This is a genomic window from Massilia antarctica (assembly GCF_015689335.1).
Taxonomy (GTDB): Bacteria; Pseudomonadota; Gammaproteobacteria; order Burkholderiales; family Burkholderiaceae_D; genus Telluria_A; species Telluria_A antarctica.
On the sequence record NZ_CP065053.1, the window covers coordinates 5,820,765 to 5,846,437 of the forward strand.

The following is a 25,673-nucleotide window of genomic DNA, read 5'->3' on the forward strand; positions in this document are numbered from 1 at the left end:
GAGTGGTAGAAGCACTGCGACGAACGAGCCAGCAAATCAAGGGTTCCGAAAACAAGGTGAAGCTGCTATACTATTTGCTTACGCGGCTGTAGCTCAGCTGGATAGAGTACTTGGCTACGAACCAAGGGGTCGTGGGTTCAATTCCTGCCAGCCGCACCAAAATTCGTATTGATCGAGGGCCTGTGAAGAAATTTACGGGCCTTTTTTCTTGACGTCGTCGTTTTTTTATTCGGCCCTTCCCGCTAATCTACCGAGAAGATTTGGCAAAATCGAAAATACGCTGCTATAATGTTTGCTTACGCGGCTGTAGCTCAGCTGGATAGAGTACTTGGCTACGAACCAAGGGGTCGTGGGTTCAATTCCTGCCAGCCGCACCAAAATTCGTACTGATCGAGGGCCCGTGAAGAAATTGACGGGCCCTTTTTCTGTACGTCGGCGTTTTTTATTCGGCAATTTCCAGCGATATGCCTGGAAGATTTGGCGAATCGAAAATACGCTGCTATAATGTTTGCTTAAGCGGCTGTAGCTCAGCTGGATAGAGTACTTGGCTACGAACCAAGGGGTCGTGGGTTCAATTCCTGCCAGCCGCACCAGAAATTCGTCAGACGAAGGGCCCGCGGAGAAATCCGCGGGCCCTTTTGTTTTTGTGCGCGCGGCATGGGCGCACGTGCCCGGTCTTATTGAGTACGACGGATCGTCAAGCGTGCAAGCGGATTGTCCCAACGCTGCGCGACCGTCAACGCCGACGTCGGCAAGCCGTCGTCTTTACTCGCAATTCCGGGATGGACGTGGACAGTGCCGACCGTATCGTCGCGCAGTGCACTGAAGGCCTCGCGCCGGGCGCCGCTACCTGCCGTAGCAGGGCCAGGTACCGTGTCCGCGCTTTCCGTATTGCCTTCCGTGCCCGCATCGTAGCCGATCAGGTCGACACTGCGCGAGCCGGCCACGGGGATCGACGCCAGCGATTCGCCCGACAGGCCGGTAAAGCCATCGTTCGTGTTGCCGAGCATGACAGCGAACGATAAGCGTGTCGTCACGATCGCCGCGAGGGGAACGGCCAGGCTGACAGTGGTCGCTTTGCCTGGTCCCGCAGCCGGACCGGTGGCCGACGCGATAACCGACTTGGCGTCCCCGATGAGCGCAGCCAGCGGCGCCGTGTTGCCAGCCTCGGCGATATTTTCCAGCGCCACGCTGGCAGCCTCGCCTTCCTTGAACAAGGAAAATGCATCGGTGTGCGCGATCACCAGCAATGGCGAGAAAGGCTGCCCGGCCGTCAGGTTGACGAGGGTGACTTCGAAAACGGCAGTGGTCGGCCCTGGCTGCGCCGGCGCAGGATCAGGGTCTGCGTGGCCGCTGCCGCAGGCGCTCGCCAGCAACGATAGCGCAAGCACCAGTGAGGAAAGGCGAAAACGATTGGTAAGGAAGGCATGCATCGTCATCCCCTTACTTGACCGTCAGCACGACACGTGCCACTGGGTTCAGCCAGCGGTATACGGTGTTGTCAAGCGCACTGGGTCCGCCGGGCGCGCTGCCGAGAATGCCGCGGTGGATGTGGACGTAACCCTCCTTGGTGGCATTTGCAAAGCCAGCCGCATGCGTGTTGATGGTCGGGGTCAGCTTGCCTGAATCGTCATTGAGGAACGGCGGGAAGATCATGCCGGGTTGATTGATGCCGCCGGCCACGGCAGCCTTCTCATCATTCGCCTCGGTGCCGGCATCATACGCATTGAGCATATAGACATAGCTGCCCGGCATGGTCGGGATGTCGATCGCGTTCATTGCGACAAAGCCGTCATTGGTAGGCACGAGCATGGCCAGGATGGACAACTGGGTGTTGGTCGTTCCGGCGCCGCCAAGCAGCTTGGCCGGCAAGCTCGTCGCGCCGGGCTTGAGCGGCCCGTTGTTCGGATTGACCGACTTGCTCGAGCCTGCGGGCAGGATCGCTTCCATCGGCGCAGTGTTGCCGGCTTCGCCTATCTGCTGGATTTCAACACTGGCCGCCGTGCCTGCCGTAAATGACTTGAAGGCGGCGGGATGGGCCGTCACCAGCAGGGGTGTCAACCAGGTCGCGCGGGTCAGGTTGGTAACCGTTATGCTCAGTTCGGCAGCCTGCGCGGCGCCGTGCAGGGCAATCAGCGCACTCGCGGCAATCGCCGCTTTCAAGCCGGTCATGGGGAGATGGCGTAAACCGCGCACTGCGCGCAGTATCGGAGCCGGGGCAACATCAGCGTTCATGGAATTCTCTTCAAAAATTACGTGGATCATTGACACCTCAAGCGCAATCGACGATGCGCTTGTCGGCATTGGAAACTGGTGGGATCGGCACTTGCAGCAGGGTGATCGCGACAGTAGCCGCCGATCGGTCTTCGCTGCTGCCAGACAGGCCACCTGGCAGCCGGGCTGGCGCGGCAGGCCGCTCCAGGCAATGAGCGGCCTGCCGCGGCCCCTGCCCTTTATGCCGCCAGTTTTTCTGCAGCTGGGAAATCGACGTCGGTCTGGGCCACGTTGTTAATGTAATTGGTCAGCACGTTCAAAGCGACATTGACCACGATCTCGACGACGCCAGCGTCGTCAAAACCAGCGGCGCGTACTGCAGCGAGATCGTCGCCGCTGACATGACCGCGCTCGGCCACCACGCGGTGCGCAAAGCGCAGCGCGGCATCCGCCTTGGCATCGCTTGAACGGGCGGCGCGTGCAGCCATCATCTCAGCGTCGCTCAGCTTGGCAAGGTTCTTGCCCAGGTAGCTGTGCGCCGCCAGGCAGTACTCACAACCGTTATATTCCGCCGTCGCCAGTGCCAGACGTTCGCGTGTTTGCAGATCCAAGGTGCCTTTCGCCATCGCCCCGTTGAGCGACAGGTAGCCTTCCAAAGCGGCAGGGCTGTTGCCCACCATTTTCATCAGGTTGGGCACCACGCCCAGTTGTTTGAGGACGGCGGCAAGCAGGGGCTGCGCGGCGGCGTGGGATTGTTCGACGGTAGGGATGGAAATGCGGTTCATGGTGTGCTCCTTGGAGGTAGTCGGTTGATTACTGCGCTCGGTCAGCGAGTAGGAGAACTTTATATTGTTCAACCGAAAACAAGAACGGCCACCAAAGTCAATTCATTCTTCCACTTAACGCAAGTAATAGCGATCGCCGCAGGGGCTGTGCTACCCCTTGCCGAAGAGCCGGGCTAATGGTTCACGTCAGCCGAGCGAGGTTTCGCCACGCAAGCGGGCCGCCACCAGATCGACGAAACTGCGCACCTTGGTAGAGGCGAAGCGTGATTCGAGGTGGACGACGTGAATGGGAAACGGCAAGGTTTCAAACGCTTCAAGCAGGACGATGAGTTCGCCGCTTGCGACGTAGGGCGCAACTTGGTAGGACATCAGGCAGGAAATGCCGAAGCCCTCGCGCACCGTCCGGATCGCCGCGTCGATGCTGCTCACTGCGACCCGGGGTTTCACGCGAACAGTGAGAGCCTGTCCCCTGGCCTGGAACTTCCATTCGTTCCCCCCCGTGACCGTTTGTGCCGCGACGATCACATGACCGTTCAAGTCGGCCGGCGTGGCCGGTGTGCCGGCCCGCTGGAGATAGGACGGCGCAGCGACGACAACGCGGTGCACCTGTCCGACGCGCAAGGCTTTCATGCCGGAATCGGGCAACTCGCCAATGCGGATTGCCACGTCCACCCCTTCGTCGAGCAAATTGACCATGCGGTCAACAAACAGGGCCGACACCTCCATATCCGGGTAACGGTTGAGGTACGCAACGATACTTGGCATGACGAACATCTTGCCGAAAATGACGGGCGCCGTGACCGTCAGCGATCCACGCGGCGCCGCATTGATCCCGGCGGCGGCCTCATCGGCGGCATCGGCGTCGGCGATGACCCGTCGCGCATCCTCGAAATAGCGCTGCCCGGCTTCCGTTACGCGCACATAGCGTGTAGTGCGCTGAAGCATTTTCACGCCGACGTGGCTTTCCAGCGCGTTGATTGCCCGAGTCACCGCCGGTGGCGACATCATCATTCTACGAGCCCCGCCGGCAAGGCTTCCTTCTTCCACAACTGCAACGAACACCGACATCAGGTGCAAACGGTTCATTTTCCACCAAAAGGAAGAGAGGTCATCGGTTCATTCCAATAACAGGCGCAAGGTTACCAGAATGCCTATCCCCACTACGCGAACCGCCCGGTGCGGGCCCGCATGCCGGATGGTATGGCCGCTTGCAGCTAATCCAGCTACTCCTGTGCTGATTGCAAAGCGCGTGCCTGCCCTAGAAAGCGCGGCTGACGGTCAGCACCAGCCCACCGCGCGAGCGCATCCCCTCGCCCGACTGGGCGTACGCGCCCTGCTGCGCATGCAGGCCATCCCACGCGGCCTGCAGTTTCCACGCATCGACGCTCATGCTCATGCCGATGCGGCCATCGAGGCGCGTGCCCGAGGTGTAGCGCGGCACCGCCGACAGCGCGCGCAGGTAGCCGATCCGCGCGAACAGCCCCACGTCGTCGCTCAGGGCCAGGCCGCCATTGACTTCGCTGTACACGGTGCGCATCGTCGTGCCCATGTAGGCGGGCGAATACGACACCCTGCCGCTCACCCGGTCGCTGCCCAGCCCCACATACACTTCGCGGTAGTTCAGGTTCGACATGGTGGTGAAGCTATGGTTCGTTGCGCCGGCTTCCCACGAGCCGCCCGACTCCATCCGCCGCGCGTAGCCGGCATAGCCGATGGCGTACACGCCGCGCCCGCTGCCGCTCATCTTGAGCATGGAGGCGAACGCGCCCGCATACCAGCCGCTGCGCGTGTCGAACGACAGATTGAACTGCGGGACCGGGTCACCCTTGCTGTAGCCGACGCCGCGGTAATAATAGTCGGACACCAGCGACAGGCTGCCGCTGGCCTGGGCGCGCGCGTCGCTGCCGGCCACGCAGCACGCGAGCGCCAACGCCAGCGGCCATCTACGCAACGATACCCCCGCGCGCGGCGGCGTGGTTCAGGGCAGGCGGACGATCTTTGGCGGCGTAACCTCGACGCAGACGCATGTACATTTTCCTGTGAGGCGGGTGACGGTGGCGCAGAGGTTGATGCCGCCCGGCTGCAGCACGATGCTCGATCGCACCTGCGGCAAGGTGAGCCCGGGACGCAGCTCGCTCAGCACGGCCATCATGCCAGAGATATGCGCCGCTGAATAGGACGACCCCGACACCATGCCCCAGCGCGCGCCCGGCGCCGCCGTCGGGATGTCGTGCCCGGGCGCCATCAGCACCTGTGCCGACAGCTGCCGGCTGATGTCGGCCGCCACCGCGAACACGCCGGGGTGCGAGGCCGGAAAACCGCCGTCGGCGCTGGCCGCATCGACCGCCCCCACCACCCGCACGCCGCGCGCGCAAGCCAGGTCGATCAGTTCGCGCAGCAGCCGGTCGGCGGGGCCGGACAAACTCAGGTTGATCACCTGGGCCCCATGCATCAGCGCGAAGTTGAGGGCCTTGGCCAGGGTGAAGCTGTTGCAGCGGGTGGCGCCGCCGGCCACCTGCCAGCATGCGCGCAGCGCCATCAGGCGCGCGTCCGGCGCCACGCCTTCGATCCCGACCCCGTTGCCGGCCAGCGCCGCGATCACCGCCGCCACGCCGGTGCCATGCGTTTCGGCGGCGTAGGGCTGGCCGTCGACGAAGTTTTCCTGGAAGGCGAGTTGCCCGACCAGGTCCGGGTGGTCGGCTTCGACCCCGCTGTCGATCACCGCCACCAGCACCTTGCGCCCGGTGGCCGCCTTGCGCACTTCGCCCAGCTGCCATTGCAGCGCGGCCGGCTGCACCGGATACAGCGGGTCGCTGCCCTGGGCCGAAAAGGTATTGATCGCTTGCGCCCAGTCGACCCGGGGGTCGCGCGAGAGTGCCTCGACGATCTTGCCCGGCTCGGCGCCGGCCGGTTCGGCCATGCGGTAGCAATCCACGTTCAGGGACGGCATCGGCCAGCCTTCGAGGATGGTCAGGCCATGTTCGCGCGCCAGCGCTTCGGCCATGCGGCGCCGCGCCAGGCGGCCGCCGTCGTCGCGATAATTGGCGCCGTACGCGGCGTCGGGCCGGAAGTGCGGCGCCGGCAAGTGCAGCATGACCAGGATCTGGCGCGTCGCGCCCGGCTCGGCTGCCGGCGCCGCCGGCGCGGCCTGCCCGCCGGCGCGGCAGGCCAGCGCGAAAACCAGCAGCAGCGCCGCCAGCAGATAGCGCATCACGGCGCGCTCCGCGGCGTGAGCGCTTCGGCCAGCTGCACCGCGGATTCGGCCCTGAGCGCGGCCAGCGCGCCGGCCTGGCGTTCCGGCGGCGCGCCGAGCACGAAGGCACCGGTCACGGTCGGCCCGTCGACCACGCGCGCGCCGCTCGCCTGCAGGATGCGCTGCACCTCGCGCAGGCTGGCGTCGGGATGGAACATCACCACCATCACGCCGGCCGGTACATTCTCGCCATTACTCAGTGCCCGGTAGTCGTCGCTCCTGCCGCCGGGTGAGAGCACCTGGAAGGCCAGCAGCGCAATGACCGCGCCCTGCCCCGCCAGCGCCCACGGCATCCAGCCGCCGCCAAGCCAGGCGCGCAGGCCCGCAAAAGGCGGCGCGGCGCGTTCCCGGGGGGGCAGGCGCGGCAGCAGGCGCGCCAGGGCCCGTTCCGGATCGAGGCCGGACGGTTCGGCCGGCGCGGCGGCACGCAACTGGCGCTGCCATGCGACCTCGCCCGCGCAATCGGCGCAGTGCGGCAGGTGCGCGCGCACTTGCGCCGCCGCGTTGTCGTCCAGGGTGCCGTTGACGAACCACGGCAGCAAATCGCGCATCGCCTGGTGCGATGCGCTGGTCGGTTCTTGGTCCAGGTTCATAAGAGTTCTCCCTGATGTGCGGACAGCAGCACCTTGAGGCGCTGCCGCGCATGAAACATCCGCGTCTTCACGGTATTGACCGGGCACCCCATCGTCTCGGCGATTTCCTGGTAGCCCATGTCGTGGTAATACGTCAGGGTGACAACCACCCGCTGTTCGAGCGACAGCGCCTTGAGCGCCTCGCCCACCCCCTGCTGCAACTGCTGCTGCCCGATGGCGTGCTCCGGCTCCTGGCGCGCGTCGCCCGCTTCCAGCTCAAAATTCGATTCCACCGGCTCGTCGCGCTGGTTGACCGCCTTCAGTCCCTGCCGGTAGGCGATGGCGAACACCCAGGTCGACACCTTGCAGCTATGGTCGAAGGTATGCGCCTTCTGCCACACCACCAGCATGGTGTCGTTGACGATCTCCTCGATCAGCGCGCCGTTGCGCACCATCCGGTCCAGAAAGCGCGCCAGCCGTCCGAAATAAATCCGGTACAGGGCCTGGAAGGCATCCCGGTCCCCGCCCGCGATCAAGGCGATCAACTCCGTTTCGCCGCCGCCGGCCGCTCCGGCAGTCGCGCCCCCGAAACGCGCTCTCCATTGTTTAAGCATCCTGCGATTTTCTCCAATTATGCGGTGAATACTTGCCCGCAGCGAAAAGGTTCATGCTGCCGAGAAAAAAATATAGTGTTGCAACCCAGGGAACGATTCTACACGTGGCTATTTTTACAAAATATTTTGTAAAAGCATTGAACCTTTTATGCCCCAGCTCGTATTGACCGAGCAACAAGACGACCAAGGACCGCATGTTGTTCGCCCTCCCCGCCCTGTGCGGCCCCCCATTGCTCGATCACTCGGCGGCCAGCCTGCTGCGCCTGTTGCTGCTCGCGCCGCTGCTGGAGGAATGGATCATGCGCGCCGGCCTGCAGGAATGGCTGATGCGTCGGCGCTTGCACGCGGCGCTGGTGCTTGGGTTGCCGGCGCTCGCATTCGGCCTGCTGCACGTGGCCGCGGGCTGGCAGGCGGTGGCGGCGGTGTTCTTGCCCGGTCTCGCCTTCGGACTGATTTATCGCCGCTGGCGCGACTGGCGGCTGTGCGCACTGGTCCACGCGCTGTGTAACGGTTTCGCACTGAGTTTTTGCAGTTTCAGCACCTATTAAACTATCAACCAGGAGTAGCAATGACGGGATTTCGACTGAATCACTCCGGCCTCGGCGCCGGGCTGTGCGCACTGCTGGCGATGGGCCAGGCCCACGCGGCCGACGCCCTGCACGGCAAAAGCCTGTACCTGAACGGCCCGCCAGGCGGCGGCGCGGCATGCGCCCGCTGCCACACCGCCTCGCCGGCGGCGAACATCAACAAAGTCATGAGCGGGGCCGATAATCCGGCCGCCATCAGCGCCGCGATTGCCGCCAACAAGGGCGGCATGGGCAATATCTACGGCGGCAAATTTTCCGCCGTCGATCTGGCCGACCTGGCTGCCTTCATCGGCAATCCGGGCGTGGTCGCGGCGCCGGCGGCAAGCCTGAACCCATCCAGCCTGGCCTTCAGCGGCACCGCGCTCGGACAGGCCAGCAGCGCCCTGAGCGCCACCCTGGCCAACACCGGCTCGGGCGCGCTGACCATCGATACCATCGGCGTGACCGGCGCGGCCGCCGCCGATTTCAGCATCGCCGGCGGCACTTGCGCCGCCGGCGCCGCCATCGCCGCCGGCGCCAATTGCACGGTGCTGGTCGGCTTCAAGCCCAAGGTGGCCGGCGCGCGCAACGCCAGCCTGGCGGTGGCCCACAACGGCACCGGCGGCAGCAGCAGCGTCGCCCTGAGCGGCACCGGCAATGCAACGCCCCAGGCCACCATCGGGGTGTCGGCCGCCAGCGTCAATTTCGGCGCCCTGGTCACCAACGTTGTGTCCGCGCCGCAGAGCGTCACCGTCAATAACAGCGGCCAGACGGCGCTGACCTTCAGCGCGATGACCCTGGCGGGCGCCAACAGCGCCATTTTCACCCTGGGCGGCGACTGCGCGCTTGACAAGCCGCTTGCCAGCGGCGCCACCTGCGCGGTGACGGTGCGCGCGCAGCCCACCGCCAGCGGTGCCTTCGCGGGCAATCTGACCCTGCTGTCGAATGCCGCCAACGGCACCGTCACCATTGGCCTGTCCGGCAGCGGCGCCAGCGCGCAAGCGGCGGCAACGGCCACGCCAGGCGCGCTCGCATTCGGCAGCCAGGCCATCGGCGCGGCCGGCGCAGCCCAAAACGTCACCTTGACCAATACCGGCAACGTGGCCTTCACCTTCGCCTCGCTCGCCGTCAATGGCTCGGCCGCCATCAAGGTGGCGCCGGGCAGTCACTGCGGCGTTGCGCTGGCGCCGGGCGCCACATGCAGTGTTCCGCTGCTGTTCGCACCGACAGCCGAAGGCGCGGCCGCGGCCACCCTGGTGGCCAGCTACAACGGCGGCACCGTGCAAGTGGCCGTCAGCGGCACCGGCACCGCCGCCGCTGTCGCCAAGCCAACCCTGTCGGACACCGGCACTATCGGCTTCGGCGAGATCCAGGTCGGCAAGAGCGCAGCGCCGCACACCACGGTATTGAGCAATCCCGGCACCGCCGCGCTCAAGATCGCGACCCTGGCGCTTGACGGCGCCAACGGGGCCGACTTCATCCTGGGCGGCTCGTGCGCCGTCAACGGCACCGTCAGCCCTGCCGGCAGCTGCACCATCGAGACCAGCTTCAAGCCGGGCGCACCGGGCGCGCGCAACGCCAGCCTGCTGCTGCTCACCGACGGCGGCACGCAGTTTTCGCTGCCGCTCACCGGTACCGGCACCGCCATCGCCGCGGCGCCGGCGCTCACGCTCGCTCCGCAATCGTTCGACTTCGGCACCAGCGCGGCGTCCAAGCGCTTCACGCTCAGTAATGCGGGCAGCGCGGTCATCAACCTGTCGTCGGCCAACTTCAGCGGGCCATTCGCGCGTGTGGCTGACGCCAGCGCTTGCCCGGCCTTGCCGTTTGCGCTGCAACCGGGGGCCTCGTGCGACATGGTGATCGGCTACACCCCGGCCGCCGCGGGCGCCAGCAACGGCAGCGTCGTGCTCCAGGCCGATGGCGGCAGCAGCTGGACCATCGCGCTGGCCGGCCAGGCAGCGGCCACGCCGGCCAACACCCCGCCGGCGCAAAACCGGGGCGGCGGTGGCTGTTCGTCCGTGCGCGACGGTAGCGATCCGATGCTGGCCCTGCTGGCACTGATGGCGGCGGCCGTCCTCTTCTGGCGCCGGCGCAATCCGGCGCAGTCCTGACCGATCACTTTAGGAATTGGCATGAATAACTTCAAACGTAATACACGCGCACTGGCCGCATCCCTCGTCCTGGCGCTGCTGGCGGCGCCGGCAAGCGCGCTCGATGCGGGCAAATCCGCACCGGCGTTCGACCTCGCGGGGCCGGATGGCGCGGTCAAACTCGATAAATACGCCGGCAAGGTGGTGTATGTCGACTTCTGGGCATCGTGGTGCGGCCCGTGCCGCCAGTCGTTCCCGTGGATGAACGACATGCAGGCCAAGTACGGCGCGCAGGGACTGCAGATCGTCGGCGTCAACGTCGACGCCAAGGTGGACGACGCGCGCGCCTTCCTGGTCGGCACGCCGGCCAAGTTCGCGATCGGTTTCGATCCGGCCGGCGCCACGCCGCGCGGCTACGGGGTCAAGGGCATGCCGAGCAGCGTGCTCATTGGCGCGGACGGCAAGGTGCTGTTCGAGCATAGCGGCTTCAAGGCGGCCGACCGCGACGAGCTGGAAACCAAGATCAAGGCTGCATTGGGAGCGAAAAAATGAAGATGATGACCAAGACCCTGTTGCGCGTGGGCGCGCTGGCGGCGCTGGCCGCCGGCGCCACCGGCTGTTCGGCGATCACCCCGGTGCAAGCCTGGGAAAAGGGCACGCTGGCCAAGCCTGAGATGCTGATGGAAGGCGACGGCCTGGAAACGCGCTTCAACGAACATATTTATACGAGCCGCGAGGCGGCGTCCGGCGGCAGCGGTGTCGGCGGCGGCGGCTGCGGTTGCAACTGAGAGGGAAGAACCAACACATGACCACCCCACTTCTCCCCGCACAACCCGCGGCTCTCGGCCACGCCATCCTGGCGGCGGCGCTGATGCTGCCTGGCCTGGTGCATGCCGAAACGGCGCCGGAACACGCGTCCATCAGCGTCAAGCTGCTCAGTTACGAAGAGAGCCAGTCCAGCATGGACCGCATCCGCGTGCGCGCACCATCCATTTCCGTGGTCGCTCCGGTGGCAGGCGTCTGGTCGGTGACCGGTTCGCTGACGGCCGACGATGTCTCCGGCGCGTCGCCGCGCTACCATACGGCCGTCTCGGGCGCCTCGCGCATGAGCGACGACCGCAAGGCCGGCGACGCCGCCGTCACGCGCTACTTCCCGCGCGGCAGCCTGACCGTCGGCGCGGCCTATTCGACCGAGCATGACTACGACTCGCGCGCCCTGTCGGTGACCGGCGCCATGTCGAGCGAAGACAAGAACACCACTTGGTCGCTCGGCATGGGCGGCTCGGACGATACGATCAATCCGATGAACCTCATCGTGCGCGACGAATCGCGCCAGACCGTGAACTTCCTCGCCGGCGTGACGCAGGTCCTGGGACCGAACGACCTGGCCCAGCTAACCCTGACCCACAACCGCGGCCACGGCTATTTTTCGGACCCGTACAAGGCCTTCGACAACCGTCCGCGCCAGCGCAACCAGAGTGCCCTGATGGGGCGCTGGAACCATCATTACGCCGCCACCGGGGGTACCAGCCGCCTCTCCTACCGCTATTACACCGACAGCTACGGCATCCGCGCCCACACCTTCGGCGGCGAATACGTGCAGCCGGCCGGCCAGGGCTGGATCATCACGCCGTCGGCGCGCCTGTATTCGCAGCGCGCGGCGCGCTTTTACTTCGATCCGGTGTACGACGGCGTGCTGGGCGAGCCATTCCGGCCCGGTTATGCCAGCAACCCCGATGGCTATTCGTCGGCCGACCAGCGCCTGTCCGGTTTCGGCGCTGTCACCTTGGGGATCAAGGTCGCCAAGCAGCTCAGCCGCGACTGGATCGTCGACGTCAAGCTGGAAGCCTACCAGCAGCGCGGCAGCTGGCGCCTGTTCGACAAAGGCAGTCCGGGACTCGAATCGCTGCGCGCCCACAGCATCCAGCTGGGCCTCACGCGGCAGTGGTAATGGACGTGCAAGCATTCCCGTTCGAGGCCATGGCCAGCCGCTGCGAGCTGCGCCTGGCGCTCGCGCCGGGTGTCGATGGCGGCGCCCTGGCGCGGGTGGCCATCGACGAGGTGCGGCGCATCGAGCGCACCTATTCGCGCTACCGGGCCGACAGCATCGTGGCCCGCATCAACGCCGCCGCCGGGCGCGCTGCGGTGGCCTGCGACGACGAAACGAATGCGCTGCTGGACTACGCCGGCGTGCTGCACGCCAGCAGCGGCGGCCTGTTCGACATCACCTCGGGCGTGCTGCGGCGCGCCTGGGACTTCCGCCGTCCGGTGCTGCCGGCGCAGGCGGCGCTGGACGCGCTGCTGCCGCTGGTCGGCTGGCGGCATGTCGAGCGCGCGCATGGCGCCATCCGCCTCGCGCAAGCGGGCATGGAGATCGACTTCGGCGGCTTCGGCAAGGAATACGCGGCCGACCGCGCGGCGGCGCTGCTTGCCGCAAACGGCGTGCGTTACGGCTACGTCAACCTGGGCGGCGACCTGCGCATCATCGGGCCGCAGCCGAGCGGCGCACCCTGGTCGATCGGGGTGCAGGACCCGCGCGACACCGAACGCCTGGCCGGCGCGATCCCGGTCGCCAGCGGAGCGCTCGCCACCAGCGGCGACTATGAACGTTTCATCGACATTGACGGACGCCGTTACTGCCATGTGCTCGACCCGCGCAGCGGCATGCCGGTGTCGCACTGGCGCTCGGTCAGCGTGCTCGGGCCCCTGGCCATTGCCGCCGGCAGCTGTTCCACCATCGCCATGCTGATGCAGGACGATGCCCTGGCCTTTCTCGATAACTCCGGCATGGCCTACCTCGCCATCGACCAGCAAGGCAAGTGCTTCCGCAAGGACGTGTAACACCACTACCGATTCAACTACTGGAGAACCACCATGAAATCCGCACCCTTCCTGAGATGGCTGCTGTCGCTGCTGGCCATGCTCGCCTTTGCCGGCTGGGCGGGCAAGGCCGCCGCGGCCGACGACTTCCTCGACCCCGAACAAGCGTTCGTGCTGCGCACCGAAGTAGGTGATGACGGCGCCATCGCCCTGCGCTGGACCATCGCGCCGGGCTACCACCTGTACCGCGACCGGCTGGCCTTCACCAGCGGCCCCGGTGACGCGCCTGTCGCCGCACCGGCGCTGCCGGCCGGCATCCGCAAGTTCGACGAGAACTTCAACAAGGAGATGGAAACCTACCAGGACAAGCTCGATGTCGCGCTGGCCCCGGCGCCGGGCAAGCCGTTCACCCTGAACGTCGCCTACCAGGGCTGCGCCGACGCGGGCCTGTGCTACGCGCCGATCACCAAGACCTATCTGGTCGATCCGGCCAAACCCGGCGTGCTGGCAGCCCGGGCGGAAGCGCTGGCGGCGGCAGCCGCGCCGCCAGCGGCCAGCGCAGCGGCCAGCGCAGCGGCCAGCGCAGCGGCCAGCGCAGCGCCGGCCGCAAAGGCCAACGCCGCCGCAGCCGAAGACGATACCACCCTCGCCCAGCGCACCCTGCAAAGCGGCAGCCTGTGGCGCATCGGCAGCGCCTTCCTGCTATTCGGGCTGCTGCTCTCTTTCACGCCGTGCGTGCTGCCGATGGTGCCGATCCTGTCGTCGATCATCGTCGGCGAAGGCACGGTCTCGCGCGGGCGCGGCCTGCTGCTCGCCTCCGCCTATTGTCTGGGCATGGCGCTGGTCTACACGGCATTGGGCGTGGGCGCAGGGCTGGCGGGCGAAGGCCTGGCCGGCGCGCTGCAAAAACCGTGGGTGCTGCTGACCTTCGGCGCGCTGCTGGTCGGCCTGGCGCTGTCGATGTTCGATGTCTACCAGCTGCAACTGCCCAGCGCACTGCAAACGCGCCTCTCCAGTACCGGCGGCGCGGTGCGCGGCGGACGCTTCGTGGGCGTGTTCATCATGGGCGCGCTGTCGGCGCTGATCGTCGGTCCGTGCGTGGCCGGTCCGCTGGCCGGCGCGCTGCTCTACATCAGCCAGACCGGCAACGCCTGGATCGGCGGCTGGGCCCTGTTTTCGATGGCGCTCGGGATGAGCGTGCCGCTGCTGCTCACCGGCCTGTCGGCCGGCAGCCTGCTGCCGCGCGCCGGCGCCTGGATGAATGGCGTGAAAAAGGTGTTCGGCATGCTGCTGATCGCGGTCGCCATCTGGATGGTGTCGCCGGTGTTCCCGGTGCCGGTGATGATGGCGCTGTGGGGCGGCTTTGCGATCCTGGGCGCGCTGTTCCTGCACGTGGGCCAGGCCCTGCCGCCGCACAGCGGGGCTGGTGCATATGCCGGCAAGGCGCTGGGCGTGCTGATGCTGGTCGGCGGCCTGTTCGAGCTGGCCGGCGCGGCCAGCTCGGGACGCGATGTGCTGCAACCGCTGGCGCATTTGCGCGGTGGCGGCGCCGCCGGCACGGCGCTCGCGCATGCCGACAGCGGTCCGCAGTTCACCCGCATCCGCACCGTGGCCGAACTGGAACGCGCGCTGGCCGATACCAGCACGCCGGTGCTGCTCGACTTTTACGCCGACTGGTGCGTGGCCTGCAAGGAGATGGAACGCATGACCTTCCCGGACGGCGCGGTGGCCGCATCGATGAAGAAAATGCGCCTGATCCAGGTGGATGTGACGGCCAACAATGCCGACGACCGCGCGCTGATGAAGAAATTCAGCCTGTTCGGGCCACCGGGCATCATCCTGTTCGATGCCAAGGGCAAGGAAGTGCCGCAAGGGCGCATCATCGGCTTCGTGCCGGCCCAGCGCTTTGCCGAGCGCTTGCAGGCCGCGCACGGCGAAGCGGGCTGACATTAGCTCGAACTATTAATAAGCTGGCCCCTCGACTGCGGCGGGGCGATACAAGAACCCGGCGGCAGCGCATGCGATGCCGCCGATGATCGCTTCCCTACCCTCTTCGGCCGGTGGAAGATGGCAATGAACTGATCAACGAGCGCGTCGCCAGCGAGGTTGATGTCCTGCCGATCAGGCGCACTACGGATGCGCAAGCAGTGGCGACTCCAGCAACGATTGCGCATAATAGGGATGTGCAGCGATGAAAATGCGGTTGACGCGTTGCTCCATTACGCTAAAACCGACCTGAAGCAAATACTCGGGCAACTTCCATACAAAGTAACCCGTCAGCACATCGGCTTTGCCGGTCACGGGCAAACTCCCGACTTTCTTTACGACCGTTTCGGGCGTATCTTCAAATCGTATGCCCTTCGGCAAGTCGCCATCGAATCCCGCGGACCACGTCACACCTTTGCGTATGTAACGCCCCCCGCAGAGAATATTTTTCCCGGCTTGCTGCGAGTTTTTAGAGGCTCGGAAATAGAGCTCGACACCACGTGTCTCCAACGCATCAACCTCATGGGATCGTCCATCTGGAACTGGGATCGAAGGGACCTTGGAAAGGTCAATACCGGCAAAGCCTGGGTGAGCGGCTACAGCCTTGGATTCCTTGCCGAACGTTGCCAGCAGCGTGTGGATCTCTGGTTGCAGAATTTTAGGCAAGACCGACGGCCTGGGCTTTTTCGATTTTAATCCAATCTCAAGCATTCTGATCGCCGACATATCCTCCGTATATTCGACCAGCAGCCATGTATCTTCCATGTCCCAGCGTTCCAGCTTAAAAGGCGCGACAAACGGAAACTGCCAGGCAGATGGGCCGAGTTTCCCGATGACCGCCTGGCGGCCGTCATCGAAGCTCAAGCCAAACGGCAAAGACCCGGTGTAGCGGACATGGCCGTAATATTCGTCGCCTGAGTATATCTGGACGTTGGAAATGATTGGATCATGGCCCGCCAGCAGATCGGACATATGGTAGAAGTCCGGAGGGCAAAACGTGATGGAGAAACCCAGCTTGATGAAGAAGATTCCACCTATGGGAGAGTGCTCTGGCAATGTAAAATCAGGCTGTCTCGCGTAGGAAAAGACAGCACGATCGATATTGTCGAGCGGTTTGCCCAGCTGGGAGATAAACAGGTCGACACCGGGCGGAGTTTTTGGGTTCATTTTAGACAGAAATGCGTGGTCTGTGATTCAGAATTGGCCGAATTGCCGGGAAGAGCTATCAGGTCGAAAAAATGACTTCATCTGGTGTGATCCGTATATAAGTTGTCGTTTTCCCGCTACCGAAATTTTGTAACTATTCAGCCCTTACAAATCAATGAGTTACGTGATTTGCACGCTTAAAAAAGGCCCGACTTATGCGGTATTTATAAAAAAAGCCGGTTTTTCGCGGTTTTCACCTGTTTTCAGATGGCCGCAACCCATTGATTTTAAATAGGTTTTTACAGCCTTCCCATAGGCTGAATAGTCACGAAATTTTTTACTATTTTTCCTTTGGCGACAACGAAAAAAATGAAACACTTTTCCCCTCAGGCAAAAAGCACATGCCGACTCTGTACCCTTGAACGTTAGCCCAGCTGTATGCATGGTTAAGTGGCCCAGATCGATGATTGTTGCTGGGCTCCCCAAAAATAGCAATTGCTTCCAATAGGGTACTTTCAAAGCGCAAACCAAATGGCAAAGTCCCTGAGTACCGAGAAAATCCAGTGTCATGATTTTCGCAATAAACCTGTATTTTACTAAATATCATATCGCCATCGTCGTGAACCGGACCATAGGTTTCCGTATAAAAGTCATCTGTTTCAAACAGAAGTACCATGCCTTCGTTTTTTCGAACTATGCGCTCAATCGGCGTTTCGATAAAGACGGGGCGCTCAGCGATATTATGAGTGGAAAGGAATTTATCAAAATCCTTGCTCTGGGGTGGAAATCCAAAAAATTTGGCGACTTCAAGTATTTGCATGATTCTCCTTCTAAAATCCAAGCTCTCGCAAACCTACTTTATTTTCTCTTGGGCGACAAGGAAAAAAATGAAACACTTTTCCCCTCAGGCAGAAAGCACAAGGCGACTCTATACCCTTGAACATTAGCCCAGCTGTATGCGTGGTTGAGCGGTCCTGATTTATGATTGTTGCTGGGTTCGCCAAACATAGCGATCGCCTCCGATAGTGTGCTTTCAAAGCGAAGGCCAAATGGCAACCCCCCAAGATAACGAGAAAGCCCACTGCCATTATTCTCGCTATAAACTTGTATTTGAGTCAGCACCATGTCGCCGCCTTCATGCGCTGGGCCATAAGTCTCCTTATAAAAACGATCGGTATGAAACCAAAGCACAATGCCTTCTTTTTCTCTGGTTATATCCTCCATCGGTGTTTCGGCAAAGACGGGACGTTCAACGATATCGTGAGCGGCAAGAAATTTATCGAAATCCTCGCTTTGAGGAGGAAATCCGAAAAACTTAGCGACATCAAATATTTCCATAATTTTTCCTTATAAAACAGTGTTAATAATATGATCAATGAGGGCGTTCAGCTCACTCTCATATTCGGAATGCGTCTTTTTTCGTATTTCTTTTGCTGCCTCAGCGTATTTGGCGGCGCAATCTGCATCCATCTCCTTGCCTTCCGCATCTTCGATGCGTTTCGTGTCTTTTTCAGCAGCCTTTTGGAGCTCACCAGAGTCTTTCTCGATTTTAGCGCCATTATTTCGACCGCCGTACGTATCACTATGTTTTTGATGGTCCTTTCGAAAGATGGCAATTGTCCGGCCCGCAAGCGAAATTGCACCTTTGGGACCAAACAGCGCCTTCGTCTGGGCTTTGGTTAAATCGATTCCCCGATCACGAATCAATTTTTCGGCCGCTTTTTGCAGCGAAGCTTTTGAAGGTACATGATCTCGATCGAATTTCTTGTCCGCGCTTTTCTCCAACAATTCGCCGTACGTCCCCGCCTCGCCACACTTGAGCACCTCCGTACCGGCTACAACAGTGGTCGCATCCTCAGCAGCGGCCTCCGCCTGCGCCTCCGCGTCCAATTTCGCTGCCTCTTCTTTTTGCGCATCCGTCATGCCAGCGGACTCGCCGGACGCGCCTTCTGATGGGGCAGTCTGATCGCTCGGCAAATTTTTTGCTTCGACGTTCGGCTTCTTGGCATTCATCGTGACGAGTGTATGGACTACGATACACACGACAACGAGCGCAATGATTCCCCATCCAATTGGTCCGAGTGCAACTCCAGCTCCAGCCCCAAGTACCGCCATAGCTTACCCCTTTTTGCCTGGGACGAACCGCACGGAGGGCGCGGGCGACGTCGTGGATTTCTTTGCTTTGAGCGCGAGCGACATCAATGCTGCTGTATTGGAAAATGCTTCGGGTGTCGGTAGCGAAAGCGGCGGCTGACATTCTAAAAATGCCTGCTCGGCAGGCGTTTCCGCTTCAATAGCGGGACTAGGTTCGTCTGCGTCGCCCGCTGTCGCGGCACTACCGGGGGGACTGGGCACTTGCGCGGTGACGTAAATCCCAGGATTGTTTCCTCCATTCATAACGTTGGTATCACCCTGGCGCACCACGAATTTCTTTTCAGCGCGAAAGTGAGCGGCCGCGCCGGTGGGCTTCACATAGCCGTTCACCGTGTTCGACCTGACGCCTTTGGCCAGGCCGGCATCGTCACCTTTGCAGCTCGGCTGTTGAGTACTGTCCAATACGTACGCTGGATCACCGTTAAAGCGCACCGTCGACGCCACCGACACACTGTTCGACAGGTCTTGTGTAGTTGGATAAGGAACCGGCGGTGTACTGCTGCCTACAGGTGTTTTGTTAAAGGAAGGCGCAGTGGACACGGCCTTCAAAATGGAATTTTTTCTTGCGCCAATCTTACCCATGCATTTCCTTTTGTACAGCGTTCGGTGCCGTTTTTCCGTGTTTGGTCATGATGACTTGCTCATGCTCGTCAAGCAGTTGGCAGCTATAGTTCGCTTCGAATTGTCCGTGCAGGTAAGCGTCGACTGCGCGGATGTCCGGGGTTTTGGCAAAAACCGCGCGCCAAACAATGCTGAGCATCCGCGTCTCGGGTTCGACGATCAAGGTATCGATCCGCATGGGGTCAAAAAACATGGATCCATCCCGCATCCTCATCAGCAAAGTGCAGACATGGCCGGGCAAGCGCAAGCGCAGAGCCGTATCGCCATCCTTGGTGAGCGCGGCGCCCGGACTCGCTGGTGCGCAAAGATTCGTAAGCTCGATAATCTCGTCGCCGCGAAGAAATTCGGTCTGCTGATCAGCTGGCGCTGCGTTCCAGACACCGAAGTCAAAGTCTTTCGGCAAGCAGTCGGCGCTGTCGACGAATTGCCGGTCGATTGTTCCGGCCAGACGACGACGCAGTGGATGCACCCTGGACCGCGTACCAAAACCGGCCACCGTCAATGCCTCTGCCGACATCTTTTTTGGATTTAGCTTCGGCATCTCGCGGAATTGTGCGGCTGTAAAAGCGCTGGCAACGGTTTCGATGCGCGGGGCCGGCAGTCGCTTCGCACCGGTGGCGTTCAAGTACCAGCGCGGCACATAACCACGGCCGACCGCATTGCTTTCAAATGCGCAGCGCGCAACGGCTTGCCCGGATTGCGGCACGTCGTCGTAGGACTGGGCCGCCATTTGATCGGCGTTGAGACGGTGCTTGCTGCGCACCCACTTTGCCGCCCGATCGCCGCGGTTGATACGACAGGCTCCGCCGTAGGCATACTCATTGCGTAACGGAAAGGGGCTAAATACCTGTGCGGCGGTAAGGCGCCATGTGGGCAGGCTCAGCATTCCCAAGCTGGCCGCGCGCAACACGGCCGCTACCATACGTACCGGCCACAGTCTGCGAACCAGCGTCCGTTCGCCGGTCACCGTCAAGCGTTTGTCAACCAGGCGCGCACCCGGAACGGGATGCTGGCGCGCATGCTCCACCGCAGCGCGCCATTGCTCCAATCGATGTTCTTCCGGGACGACAAACTGGTTCAGGCCCTGTGGGCGCTCGGGCAAGTTCGCGGCATGGTCCGGCCGCATCAACACGATGCGAACTTCGCAGCGCCGCAGCGGCTTCCCAGGTGGCGCGTAAGCCGTGGCGTTAACGATGAAATCGCACTTCGGCTTGTACTGGCAAAGGTCGGATTCTTGCCGCACGCTGCTGGCGTTGATTTCGCCAAAATACTCATCGGCCTCACACAGCGGCGCTTGCTCGTCCGCATAGCGCAGCACGCCGTCTTCCCCCCATGTCAGGGTCTGCCGGAGTGCGACCACGTGGAATGCCTGATTAAACTGGTCGATTCCCTCGAACCCAAGTGCGGGGAACGGAGTCTGGTTGCGAAATTGCATATCGGTCCGGATTAATTGATGTCAACGTCTTTGCCGGTTATCTGCACCGGCCCGCTCGCTTCAAAGTTAAATTTGCTGCCATTGATGGTGACGCTGCCATCGGCCTTCATGACCAGGCTGGCTTTTCCGACCGTGATCGACAGTTCTTCGCCCGCGCTGATGGAGATGTTTTTGCCGACCTTGGTGCTCTGGTTTACCCCGACGATGGTGGCCATGATCATGCCCACGTTCAGGTTGTACCCCATGCCAACATTTTCCATGCGGCCCATTCCCACGTTCTGCATATAGGCCATGCCGATGGTTTCCGTCTTCATCCTGCCGACATTGACCGACCAGTTTTTCGCAATCCGGTCTTTTTCGTTCCTGTCGACCGACTTGGCGCGGTTGCCGCCGACATGGAAGGTTTGTTCCTTGCCCACATCCACGGTCTGGTTTTTGCCAATGCTGATCGTCTCGTTTGCCCCAACTTCCTCATCGCGGTCGTCGCCGATACTGATTTTCTCAACATGGTCAACCCGCTCCGTGCGATTGTTGTGCACGGTGATCAATTCGTCGTGGTCCACCGTTTCGGTTCTGTCACGCTTGATATGATTGGTTTCGTCGCGGTCGACAGTCTTGCGCCGATCATTGCCGACCCACTTATCCTCATCGTGCTCGACTTCGGTGAGCTGATCCTTCTCCGCGTGCAACCACAGCTGTTCCTGGCCCATTTTGTCCTCGAATCGGAGGGCATTCGCATTGTTATAATCCCCACCGGGCGTGGACCGGGTTAAGATACCGCTCTGTGTCTTGTTCGCAGGCAGTGACCAAGGCGGCATGGTATTCGCATTCGGCACCATTCCGGTAACCAGCGGGCGATTTGGATTCCCATCCAGGAACTGCACAATCACCTCGGTGCCAATGCGCGGAATCGTCGTCATGCCGAAACTGGCGCCCGCCCATGGCGTCGCCACGCGTATCCACGCGGAGCTCTTCTCGTCGTTCGTGCCGGCGCGGTCCCAGTGGAACTGCACCCGCACCCGGCCATACTCGTCCGTATGAATCTCTTCGCCGGCAGGCCCGACCACCGTGGCCGTTTGAATGCCATGTATCTTGGTTTCAACGCTATTGTGGTCCCGTCCGGCACGATAAGGGATGATCTTGCGGATGCAGTGCAGGCGGTTCTCGTAAAATGACTCGCTGGTGGTCTTGACGTGATAATTATTCGACGCGCGGTGAGTCACTTCCGTGACCAGAAATTCGCGCGCCTGGGCATCATCGTGACTGTCGCTCGCGTCGAAGTGGCCCGTCAGGCGGAACCAGCGTCCGGGCATCACGCTGCGATTATTGCCGGCAGCCTCGAACTGCTTGCCGGCCGCTTCAACCTCCTCCATGCGCAACTGCGCCAGCGAGCGCCCACCGCCGCCTCCCTTGAAGCCCAGGGCACCGGTGTACTCGTACGACTCGATGTTCGGCACATCGCCCTGCCGGTTCACGGAAGGCAGCGCCGACAATACGGGGTTCGGCGACTTGAAGTCGAACGATGCCAACGCCACGCTGCCGGTGACGAGCTGGCGCCCCGGCGACCAGTCGCCGATGCCGTCCTCCAGCGCCGCGCCAGCATGGCGTTGATAAGGAATTTCGGGATTGCCTTCAATCGGCGCTGCGCTTGTCGAGTCGTCCGACAGCACAAGTTTATGGCCGGTGGCGCTGTGTTCAAACCAGTAAATGATGCCTGAGGACACCCAGCGCCGCTCAAGAAAATTACGATCACTCTCATCGAACTGGCAGCAATCGGTCAACACATCGGTTGCGCCCTGCACCCGCCAATCCCAGTCGGCCAGGTTGCCGTAATCGCCGAATATGCTCGCGGTCTGCTGGTACATTGTCGTGTAATGAAACAGGTAGTTATCCCTGCGCATGCTCAGATATTGGTACCAGGGCCCCAGCTTGGCCTCATAGAACGAAACGCCTCCATCAACGGATTTCAAGGAGAAGCTAAAAACCCGCCCGGTAAAGTAGCGCAGGGTTCCGTCACGACGCACCAGCTCAACGCACAGCATTTTCCCCTGCAACTGCTTGAGCGCGACGTTCGGGTCGTCGGACAACAACTCCACCGTGAATTCAAAGGGTCTGGACAGGCTCTCATACGCGTCGATGCGATTGACGAGCAAGGTCGCGGAAGGTCCGTCTCCGTTAGGAAAAGACAATCGCAAAAACCGGTTGTGCTGACGGCTACCGACCATATCCTGCAAACTCATGCCCTATCTCCCATTTCGTATTTTGAAAAGCCAAATAATAATGCTAACGGGAAATTAAAAATGGTGGGATGTCGGCATCGACGCCCGGCATTTCCCATCAGGCTTTTGTATATTGTATACGATTTAAGCTATAATATTTTTAATTTAGCAACGTTTCAACAATGTGGCGAGGCCAATTGCAGAGGCGATGTCCGGCCGATCGTGTCACACCCGGCGACCGCCACCCTCGTTCCAGCCATACGGCCCCAAGTGCGCCGCTCAAGGATTGATCAAGGTGAGTAACGACAAACCCGTACAAAAGTCACGCCACGCGCCTGAGCAGATCGGCATTTACCGGATACTGCACCCTGTTCTGGGTCGCTACTATCAACAGGTAACGCTACATCGCAACGGCGAACAATTTGACAAGCGTTTTTTCGAGGCAGATTGCGGCGGCGAGCAGCAGGCGCTACGCGTGGCCCAAGCATGGCGCGACCGCATCATTGAACAGCATCCACCGATGACGCTTGCGAAGTTCTGCACCATCGTTCGAAAGAACAATACCTCCGGCGTACCCGGGGTTTCTCGTACCATCAAGCGCCATCGCAACCAGCAGGGAGCGGTAAAGGAGCGAATTTACTGGGTGGCCCGCACGCCCATGCCCGGTGGCACTTCTCCTGCACGTAGCTTTTCAGTAAAGACGTTTGGCGAGGATGAAGCGAAACGGCTGGCGGTCGCGGCGCGCATGGCGGACTTGAGTGAACTGGAAAGGACTATTTTCCGATCGGAACTGCAACCGCAGCCGGTCAGCAATGCCGAAGCAATGAGCTTTCTGGACCGGGAGCTCGGTCGTCCCGCCGAACGCAAGGCAGAGCGCGCCGAGCGTCAGGCCCTGAAAGCCGAACACAATCGCGTACGCGCGCAAGCGGTCCAAGCCAAGGTGCACAGGCTCCAGGAAGCGCAACTCGCTTCTCTGCGTGCACCGACAAACAGCACTGGCGAGCCCTATATCGGGCGCAGTTCGAGGGTTGGCGAGATCGCCGGCTACTGGCGGGTCAGCATCGAGCGCAAGGGGAAAAAGTATCGGAAAACGTTCTCGGATGGCGTTTATGGAAGCACCGCGGCGGCTCTCGCGGCCGCGCAAACCTGGCGTGATCAGCTCTTCCAGAGCATGCCGCCTTCAAACAAGGCCGCTGTCGCAGCGAGAATCAACAGCACCAATACAAGCGGCATCGCCGGCGTCCACCTTGCAAAAGCGGGACCGGATAAAACACCCGCGTCGTGGGTTGCGATGAAGCCTAAATCGAAGGGACAGCCAAGCCGATTGAAACGCTTTTCGATCGCCAAATATGGTCATGAAGAAGCGTTCGCGCTGGCCGTGCAGGCGCGCCTGGCTTTCGTCGCCGAGCTTGCTCAGACACCGCATTTTCAACATCGCGCTGCGCAGCAGCTTGACCACATCATGTCCCGAAAAACAGCGCGTTAAGCGCATAGAACGTCGCGGCAGCATCCTATGTCGCTGCGGCCTGCCGAAGCGGCCCTTTAGCTCGCATTTCATCGACCACACAGGCCACCCCCTGCCCTTCCTTACACAAAATTCAGCTTACAGCAGCCAGTCGATCGGCAGCAGCGACAGGATGGACACTGCCGCACGCTGCCAGAAAGCGGTACCGGGCTCGGTGTCGTAGCGGATGTCCGTGTCGCCCACGCGCTCGGTCCAGTACAGCGCGCCGTCGGGCGCCAGGCGCACCCGGTAGGCGCGCATCGGCGCCTGTTCGCGCAACAGGCGCGCCATGCGCTCCGCCATTGCCGGGCTCTCGATGACGAAGCCCATTTCGGTATTCAGCTTGGCCGAGCGCGGATCGAAATTGAACGAGCCGATGAACACGCGCTGGCCGTCCACCGAAAAGGTTTTGGCGTGCAGGCTCGATCGGGAGCTGCCAAGCCTGCCCTTTTTCGCCGCATCGGGTCCGCCGTCGACGCCGCGATGCAGTTCATACAAGGTCACACCCGCTTCCAGCAAGGGCTTGCGCCATCTGGCGTAGCCCGCGTGGACCGCCGCCACGTCGGTCGCTTCGAGCGAATTGGTCAGGATGCGCACGTCCACGCCGCGCGCCGCCATGGCCGCGAAATTGTCGGCCCAGGTTTTACCGGGCACGAAATACGCCGATACCAGGTCCACCGTGCTCGCCGGTTCGCCCAACAGTTGGCGCAGCTGGTAAGTGACCCGCGTTTCCGGCGCTTCCGTGCCCAGTACCTTGTCCGGGTGGTCGCTGACCAGGGTGGCGCGGGCCCACTCGAACGGCAGGCTGCGCCCGGCCAGCTGCGCGGCGAACGGCGAGGCGCGCACCGCGTCCAGATAATCGCGCGCCGCCTCGCCTTTCGCCGCCAGCCTTTGCGCCCCACCCGCCGCCGGCGCCACCAGCAGGCCGACCGGGTAGGCCGAGCGGCTGTTCCAGTAGCGGTCGAAGTCGCGCGACACGGCGTCCACCACCGGGCCGACCGCCAGCACGTCCAGGTCGACAAACAAGGTGCCGCCCTCCACGCCGAAGTATTCGTCGCCGATATTGCGCCCGCCGATGATGGTGGCCGCGTTGTCGGCGGTGAAGGACTTGTTGTGCATGCGCCGGTTCAGGCGCGAGAAGGCGGTCAGGAAGCCGAGCGCGCGCTGCTCGCGCATCACGAAGGGATTGAACAGGCGTACCTCGATATTCGGATCGGCGTCGAGGGCGGCCAGCATCGGGTCCAGGCCCTTGGTGTTGTTATCGTCGAGCAGCAGGCGCACGCGCACGCCGCGCGCCGCCGCCGCGCGCAGCGCGTTGAGCATCAGGATGCCGGTGGTATCGTTGCGCCAGATATAGTATTGGACGTCGAGGGTGCGCTCGGCGGCGTCGGCCAGCATGGCACGCGCGGCAAAGGCGTCATGCCCGTTGGCCAGCGAGTACAGGCCCGACAGGCCCGGATGCATGGCGCCCAGCGGCGCCATGGCCGCGCCCAGGCGCGTGTCGCCGGTGGCGGCGATATACTGGCTGGGCGCGCGGCCGTCGAGCGCGGGCAGGCCGGCGCAACCGGACAAGGCGGCCGCCAGCAGCAACAGGGCCGCCAGCACGCGCATCGGGTGGTTTAGTGGTGTTTTCATGCTTCCTCCCGGACTGCCGTCCGTGCCCGCGTCCATGGCTTAACCCAGGCCTAATCGGC

At 62.4% G+C, this 25,673-nt stretch carries 24 protein-coding genes and 3 tRNA genes; 11 read left to right on the plus strand and 16 right to left on the minus strand.

Annotated elements, in window-relative coordinates; genetic code table 11:
• The first annotated feature begins 82 nt into the window (after positions 1-82).
• From IV454_RS25655 to IV454_RS25665, 3 genes are all read left to right on the plus strand, one after another.
• A tRNA-Arg gene (locus tag IV454_RS25655) sits at positions 83-159 on the plus strand.
• A gap of 141 nt (positions 160-300) precedes the next feature.
• A tRNA-Arg gene (locus IV454_RS25660) sits at positions 301-377 on the plus strand.
• Between the two features lie 139 nt (positions 378-516).
• Positions 517-593: transfer RNA gene (locus IV454_RS25665), tRNA-Arg, on the plus strand.
• An 84-nt stretch (positions 594-677) separates the two neighbouring features.
• On the opposite strand, the gene IV454_RS25670 is transcribed toward IV454_RS25665, so the two are convergent.
• From IV454_RS25670 to IV454_RS25705, 8 genes are all read right to left on the minus strand, one after another.
• Complete coding sequence (locus IV454_RS25670; RefSeq protein WP_206088466.1) at positions 678-1,433, minus strand: spondin domain-containing protein; 756 nt, start codon at positions 1,431-1,433, stop codon at positions 678-680.
• A gap of 10 nt (positions 1,434-1,443) precedes the next feature.
• Positions 1,444-2,265, minus strand: coding sequence for a spondin domain-containing protein (locus IV454_RS25675; protein ID WP_206088467.1), 822 nt, complete (start codon positions 2,263-2,265; stop codon positions 1,444-1,446).
• Positions 2,266-2,453: 188 nt separating this feature from the next.
• The gene (locus IV454_RS25680) at positions 2,454-2,999 is read right to left on the minus strand and encodes a carboxymuconolactone decarboxylase family protein (RefSeq protein ID WP_206088468.1); all 546 of its coding nucleotides are present in this window, start codon (positions 2,997-2,999) and stop codon (positions 2,454-2,456) included.
• A gap of 186 nt (positions 3,000-3,185) precedes the next feature.
• Positions 3,186-4,085: a LysR family transcriptional regulator gene (locus IV454_RS25685; RefSeq protein ID WP_206088469.1), complete on the minus strand. Its 900-nt coding sequence runs from the start codon at positions 4,083-4,085 to the stop codon at positions 3,186-3,188.
• A 172-nt stretch (positions 4,086-4,257) separates the two neighbouring features.
• Positions 4,258-4,950: a TorF family putative porin gene (locus IV454_RS25690; protein ID WP_206088470.1), complete on the minus strand. Its 693-nt coding sequence runs from the start codon at positions 4,948-4,950 to the stop codon at positions 4,258-4,260.
• 27 nt (positions 4,951-4,977) lie between these two features.
• On the minus strand, positions 4,978-6,210 hold the full coding sequence (locus IV454_RS25695) for a S8 family peptidase (RefSeq protein WP_206092824.1): 1,233 nt from the start codon (positions 6,208-6,210) through the stop codon (positions 4,978-4,980).
• Positions 6,210-6,845 carry a zf-HC2 domain-containing protein gene (locus IV454_RS25700; protein WP_206088471.1) on the minus strand — a complete coding sequence of 212 codons (636 nt, stop codon included), beginning with the start codon at positions 6,843-6,845 and terminating at the stop codon, positions 6,210-6,212. The genes IV454_RS25695 and IV454_RS25700 overlap by 1 nt, the downstream gene beginning before the upstream one ends.
• Entirely contained in the window at positions 6,842-7,369 is a 528-nt protein-coding gene (locus IV454_RS25705; RefSeq protein ID WP_229521832.1) for an RNA polymerase sigma factor, read from the minus strand. Before IV454_RS25705 ends, IV454_RS25700 begins: the two co-directional genes overlap by 4 nt.
• 263 nt (positions 7,370-7,632) lie before the next feature.
• Here IV454_RS25705 and mrtJ point away from each other — a divergent pair, with 263 nt between their 5' ends.
• The 7 genes from mrtJ to dsbD are packed head-to-tail and all read left to right on the plus strand — an operon-like array spanning position 7,633 to position 14,861.
• A complete protein-coding gene (gene mrtJ, locus IV454_RS25710) occupies positions 7,633-7,986 on the plus strand; it encodes a JDVT-CTERM system glutamic-type intramembrane protease MrtJ (protein ID WP_206088473.1) in 354 nt (117 codons plus the stop codon).
• Between the two features lie 20 nt (positions 7,987-8,006).
• Positions 8,007-10,115: a choice-of-anchor D domain-containing protein gene (locus IV454_RS25715; RefSeq protein WP_229521833.1), complete on the plus strand. Its 2,109-nt coding sequence runs from the start codon at positions 8,007-8,009 to the stop codon at positions 10,113-10,115.
• Positions 10,116-10,136: 21 nt separating this feature from the next.
• Positions 10,137-10,646: a TlpA family protein disulfide reductase gene (locus IV454_RS25720; RefSeq protein ID WP_206088474.1), complete on the plus strand. Its 510-nt coding sequence runs from the start codon at positions 10,137-10,139 to the stop codon at positions 10,644-10,646.
• A complete protein-coding gene (locus tag IV454_RS25725) occupies positions 10,643-10,882 on the plus strand; it encodes a DUF4266 domain-containing protein (RefSeq protein WP_307730165.1) in 240 nt (79 codons plus the stop codon). Before IV454_RS25720 ends, IV454_RS25725 begins: the two co-directional genes overlap by 4 nt.
• Before the next feature lie 17 nt (positions 10,883-10,899).
• Entirely contained in the window at positions 10,900-12,045 is a 1,146-nt protein-coding gene (locus tag IV454_RS25730; protein WP_054262748.1) for a DUF3570 domain-containing protein, read from the plus strand.
• A complete protein-coding gene (locus tag IV454_RS25735; protein ID WP_206088475.1) occupies positions 12,045-12,935 on the plus strand; it encodes an FAD:protein FMN transferase in 891 nt (296 codons plus the stop codon). Before IV454_RS25730 ends, IV454_RS25735 begins: the two co-directional genes overlap by 1 nt.
• 33 nt (positions 12,936-12,968) lie before the next feature.
• Complete coding sequence (dsbD, locus tag IV454_RS25740; RefSeq protein ID WP_206088476.1) at positions 12,969-14,861, plus strand: protein-disulfide reductase DsbD; 1,893 nt, start codon at positions 12,969-12,971, stop codon at positions 14,859-14,861.
• 183 nt (positions 14,862-15,044) lie between these two features.
• Here the strand turns inward: dsbD and IV454_RS25745 are convergent, their stop codons facing one another.
• The 7 genes from IV454_RS25745 to IV454_RS25775 form a co-directional block, all read right to left on the minus strand.
• Complete coding sequence (locus IV454_RS25745) at positions 15,045-16,067, minus strand: hypothetical protein (RefSeq protein ID WP_206088477.1); 1,023 nt, start codon at positions 16,065-16,067, stop codon at positions 15,045-15,047.
• A 319-nt stretch (positions 16,068-16,386) separates the two neighbouring features.
• On the minus strand, positions 16,387-16,866 hold the full coding sequence (locus tag IV454_RS25750) for a hypothetical protein (protein WP_206088478.1): 480 nt from the start codon (positions 16,864-16,866) through the stop codon (positions 16,387-16,389).
• A 38-nt stretch (positions 16,867-16,904) separates the two neighbouring features.
• Positions 16,905-17,384, minus strand: coding sequence for a hypothetical protein (locus tag IV454_RS25755; RefSeq protein WP_206088479.1), 480 nt, complete (start codon positions 17,382-17,384; stop codon positions 16,905-16,907).
• A gap of 9 nt (positions 17,385-17,393) precedes the next feature.
• Complete coding sequence (locus IV454_RS25760) at positions 17,394-18,161, minus strand: hypothetical protein (RefSeq protein ID WP_206088480.1); 768 nt, start codon at positions 18,159-18,161, stop codon at positions 17,394-17,396.
• A 3-nt stretch (positions 18,162-18,164) separates the two neighbouring features.
• Positions 18,165-18,782, minus strand: a complete 618-nt coding sequence (locus IV454_RS25765; RefSeq protein ID WP_206088481.1) for a DUF4150 domain-containing protein — start codon at positions 18,780-18,782, stop codon at positions 18,165-18,167.
• A complete protein-coding gene (locus IV454_RS25770; protein ID WP_206088482.1) occupies positions 18,775-20,256 on the minus strand; it encodes a DUF2169 family type VI secretion system accessory protein in 1,482 nt (493 codons plus the stop codon). The genes IV454_RS25765 and IV454_RS25770 overlap by 8 nt, the downstream gene beginning before the upstream one ends.
• An 11-nt stretch (positions 20,257-20,267) precedes the next feature.
• On the minus strand, positions 20,268-22,496 hold the full coding sequence (locus tag IV454_RS25775; RefSeq protein WP_206088483.1) for a type VI secretion system Vgr family protein: 2,229 nt from the start codon (positions 22,494-22,496) through the stop codon (positions 20,268-20,270).
• Between the two features lie 274 nt (positions 22,497-22,770).
• On the opposite strand from IV454_RS25775, the gene IV454_RS25780 reads away from it, so the two are divergent.
• Positions 22,771-23,961 carry an AP2/ERF family transcription factor gene (locus tag IV454_RS25780; RefSeq protein WP_206088484.1) on the plus strand — a complete coding sequence of 397 codons (1,191 nt, stop codon included), beginning with the start codon at positions 22,771-22,773 and terminating at the stop codon, positions 23,959-23,961.
• Positions 23,962-24,078: 117 nt separating this feature from the next.
• On the opposite strand, the gene IV454_RS25785 is transcribed toward IV454_RS25780, so the two are convergent.
• Positions 24,079-25,614 (minus strand): phospholipase D family protein, encoded by a 1,536-nt coding sequence (locus IV454_RS25785; protein ID WP_282961373.1) that lies wholly within the window; start codon positions 25,612-25,614, stop codon positions 24,079-24,081.
• Positions 25,615-25,673: the final 59 nt, after the last annotated feature.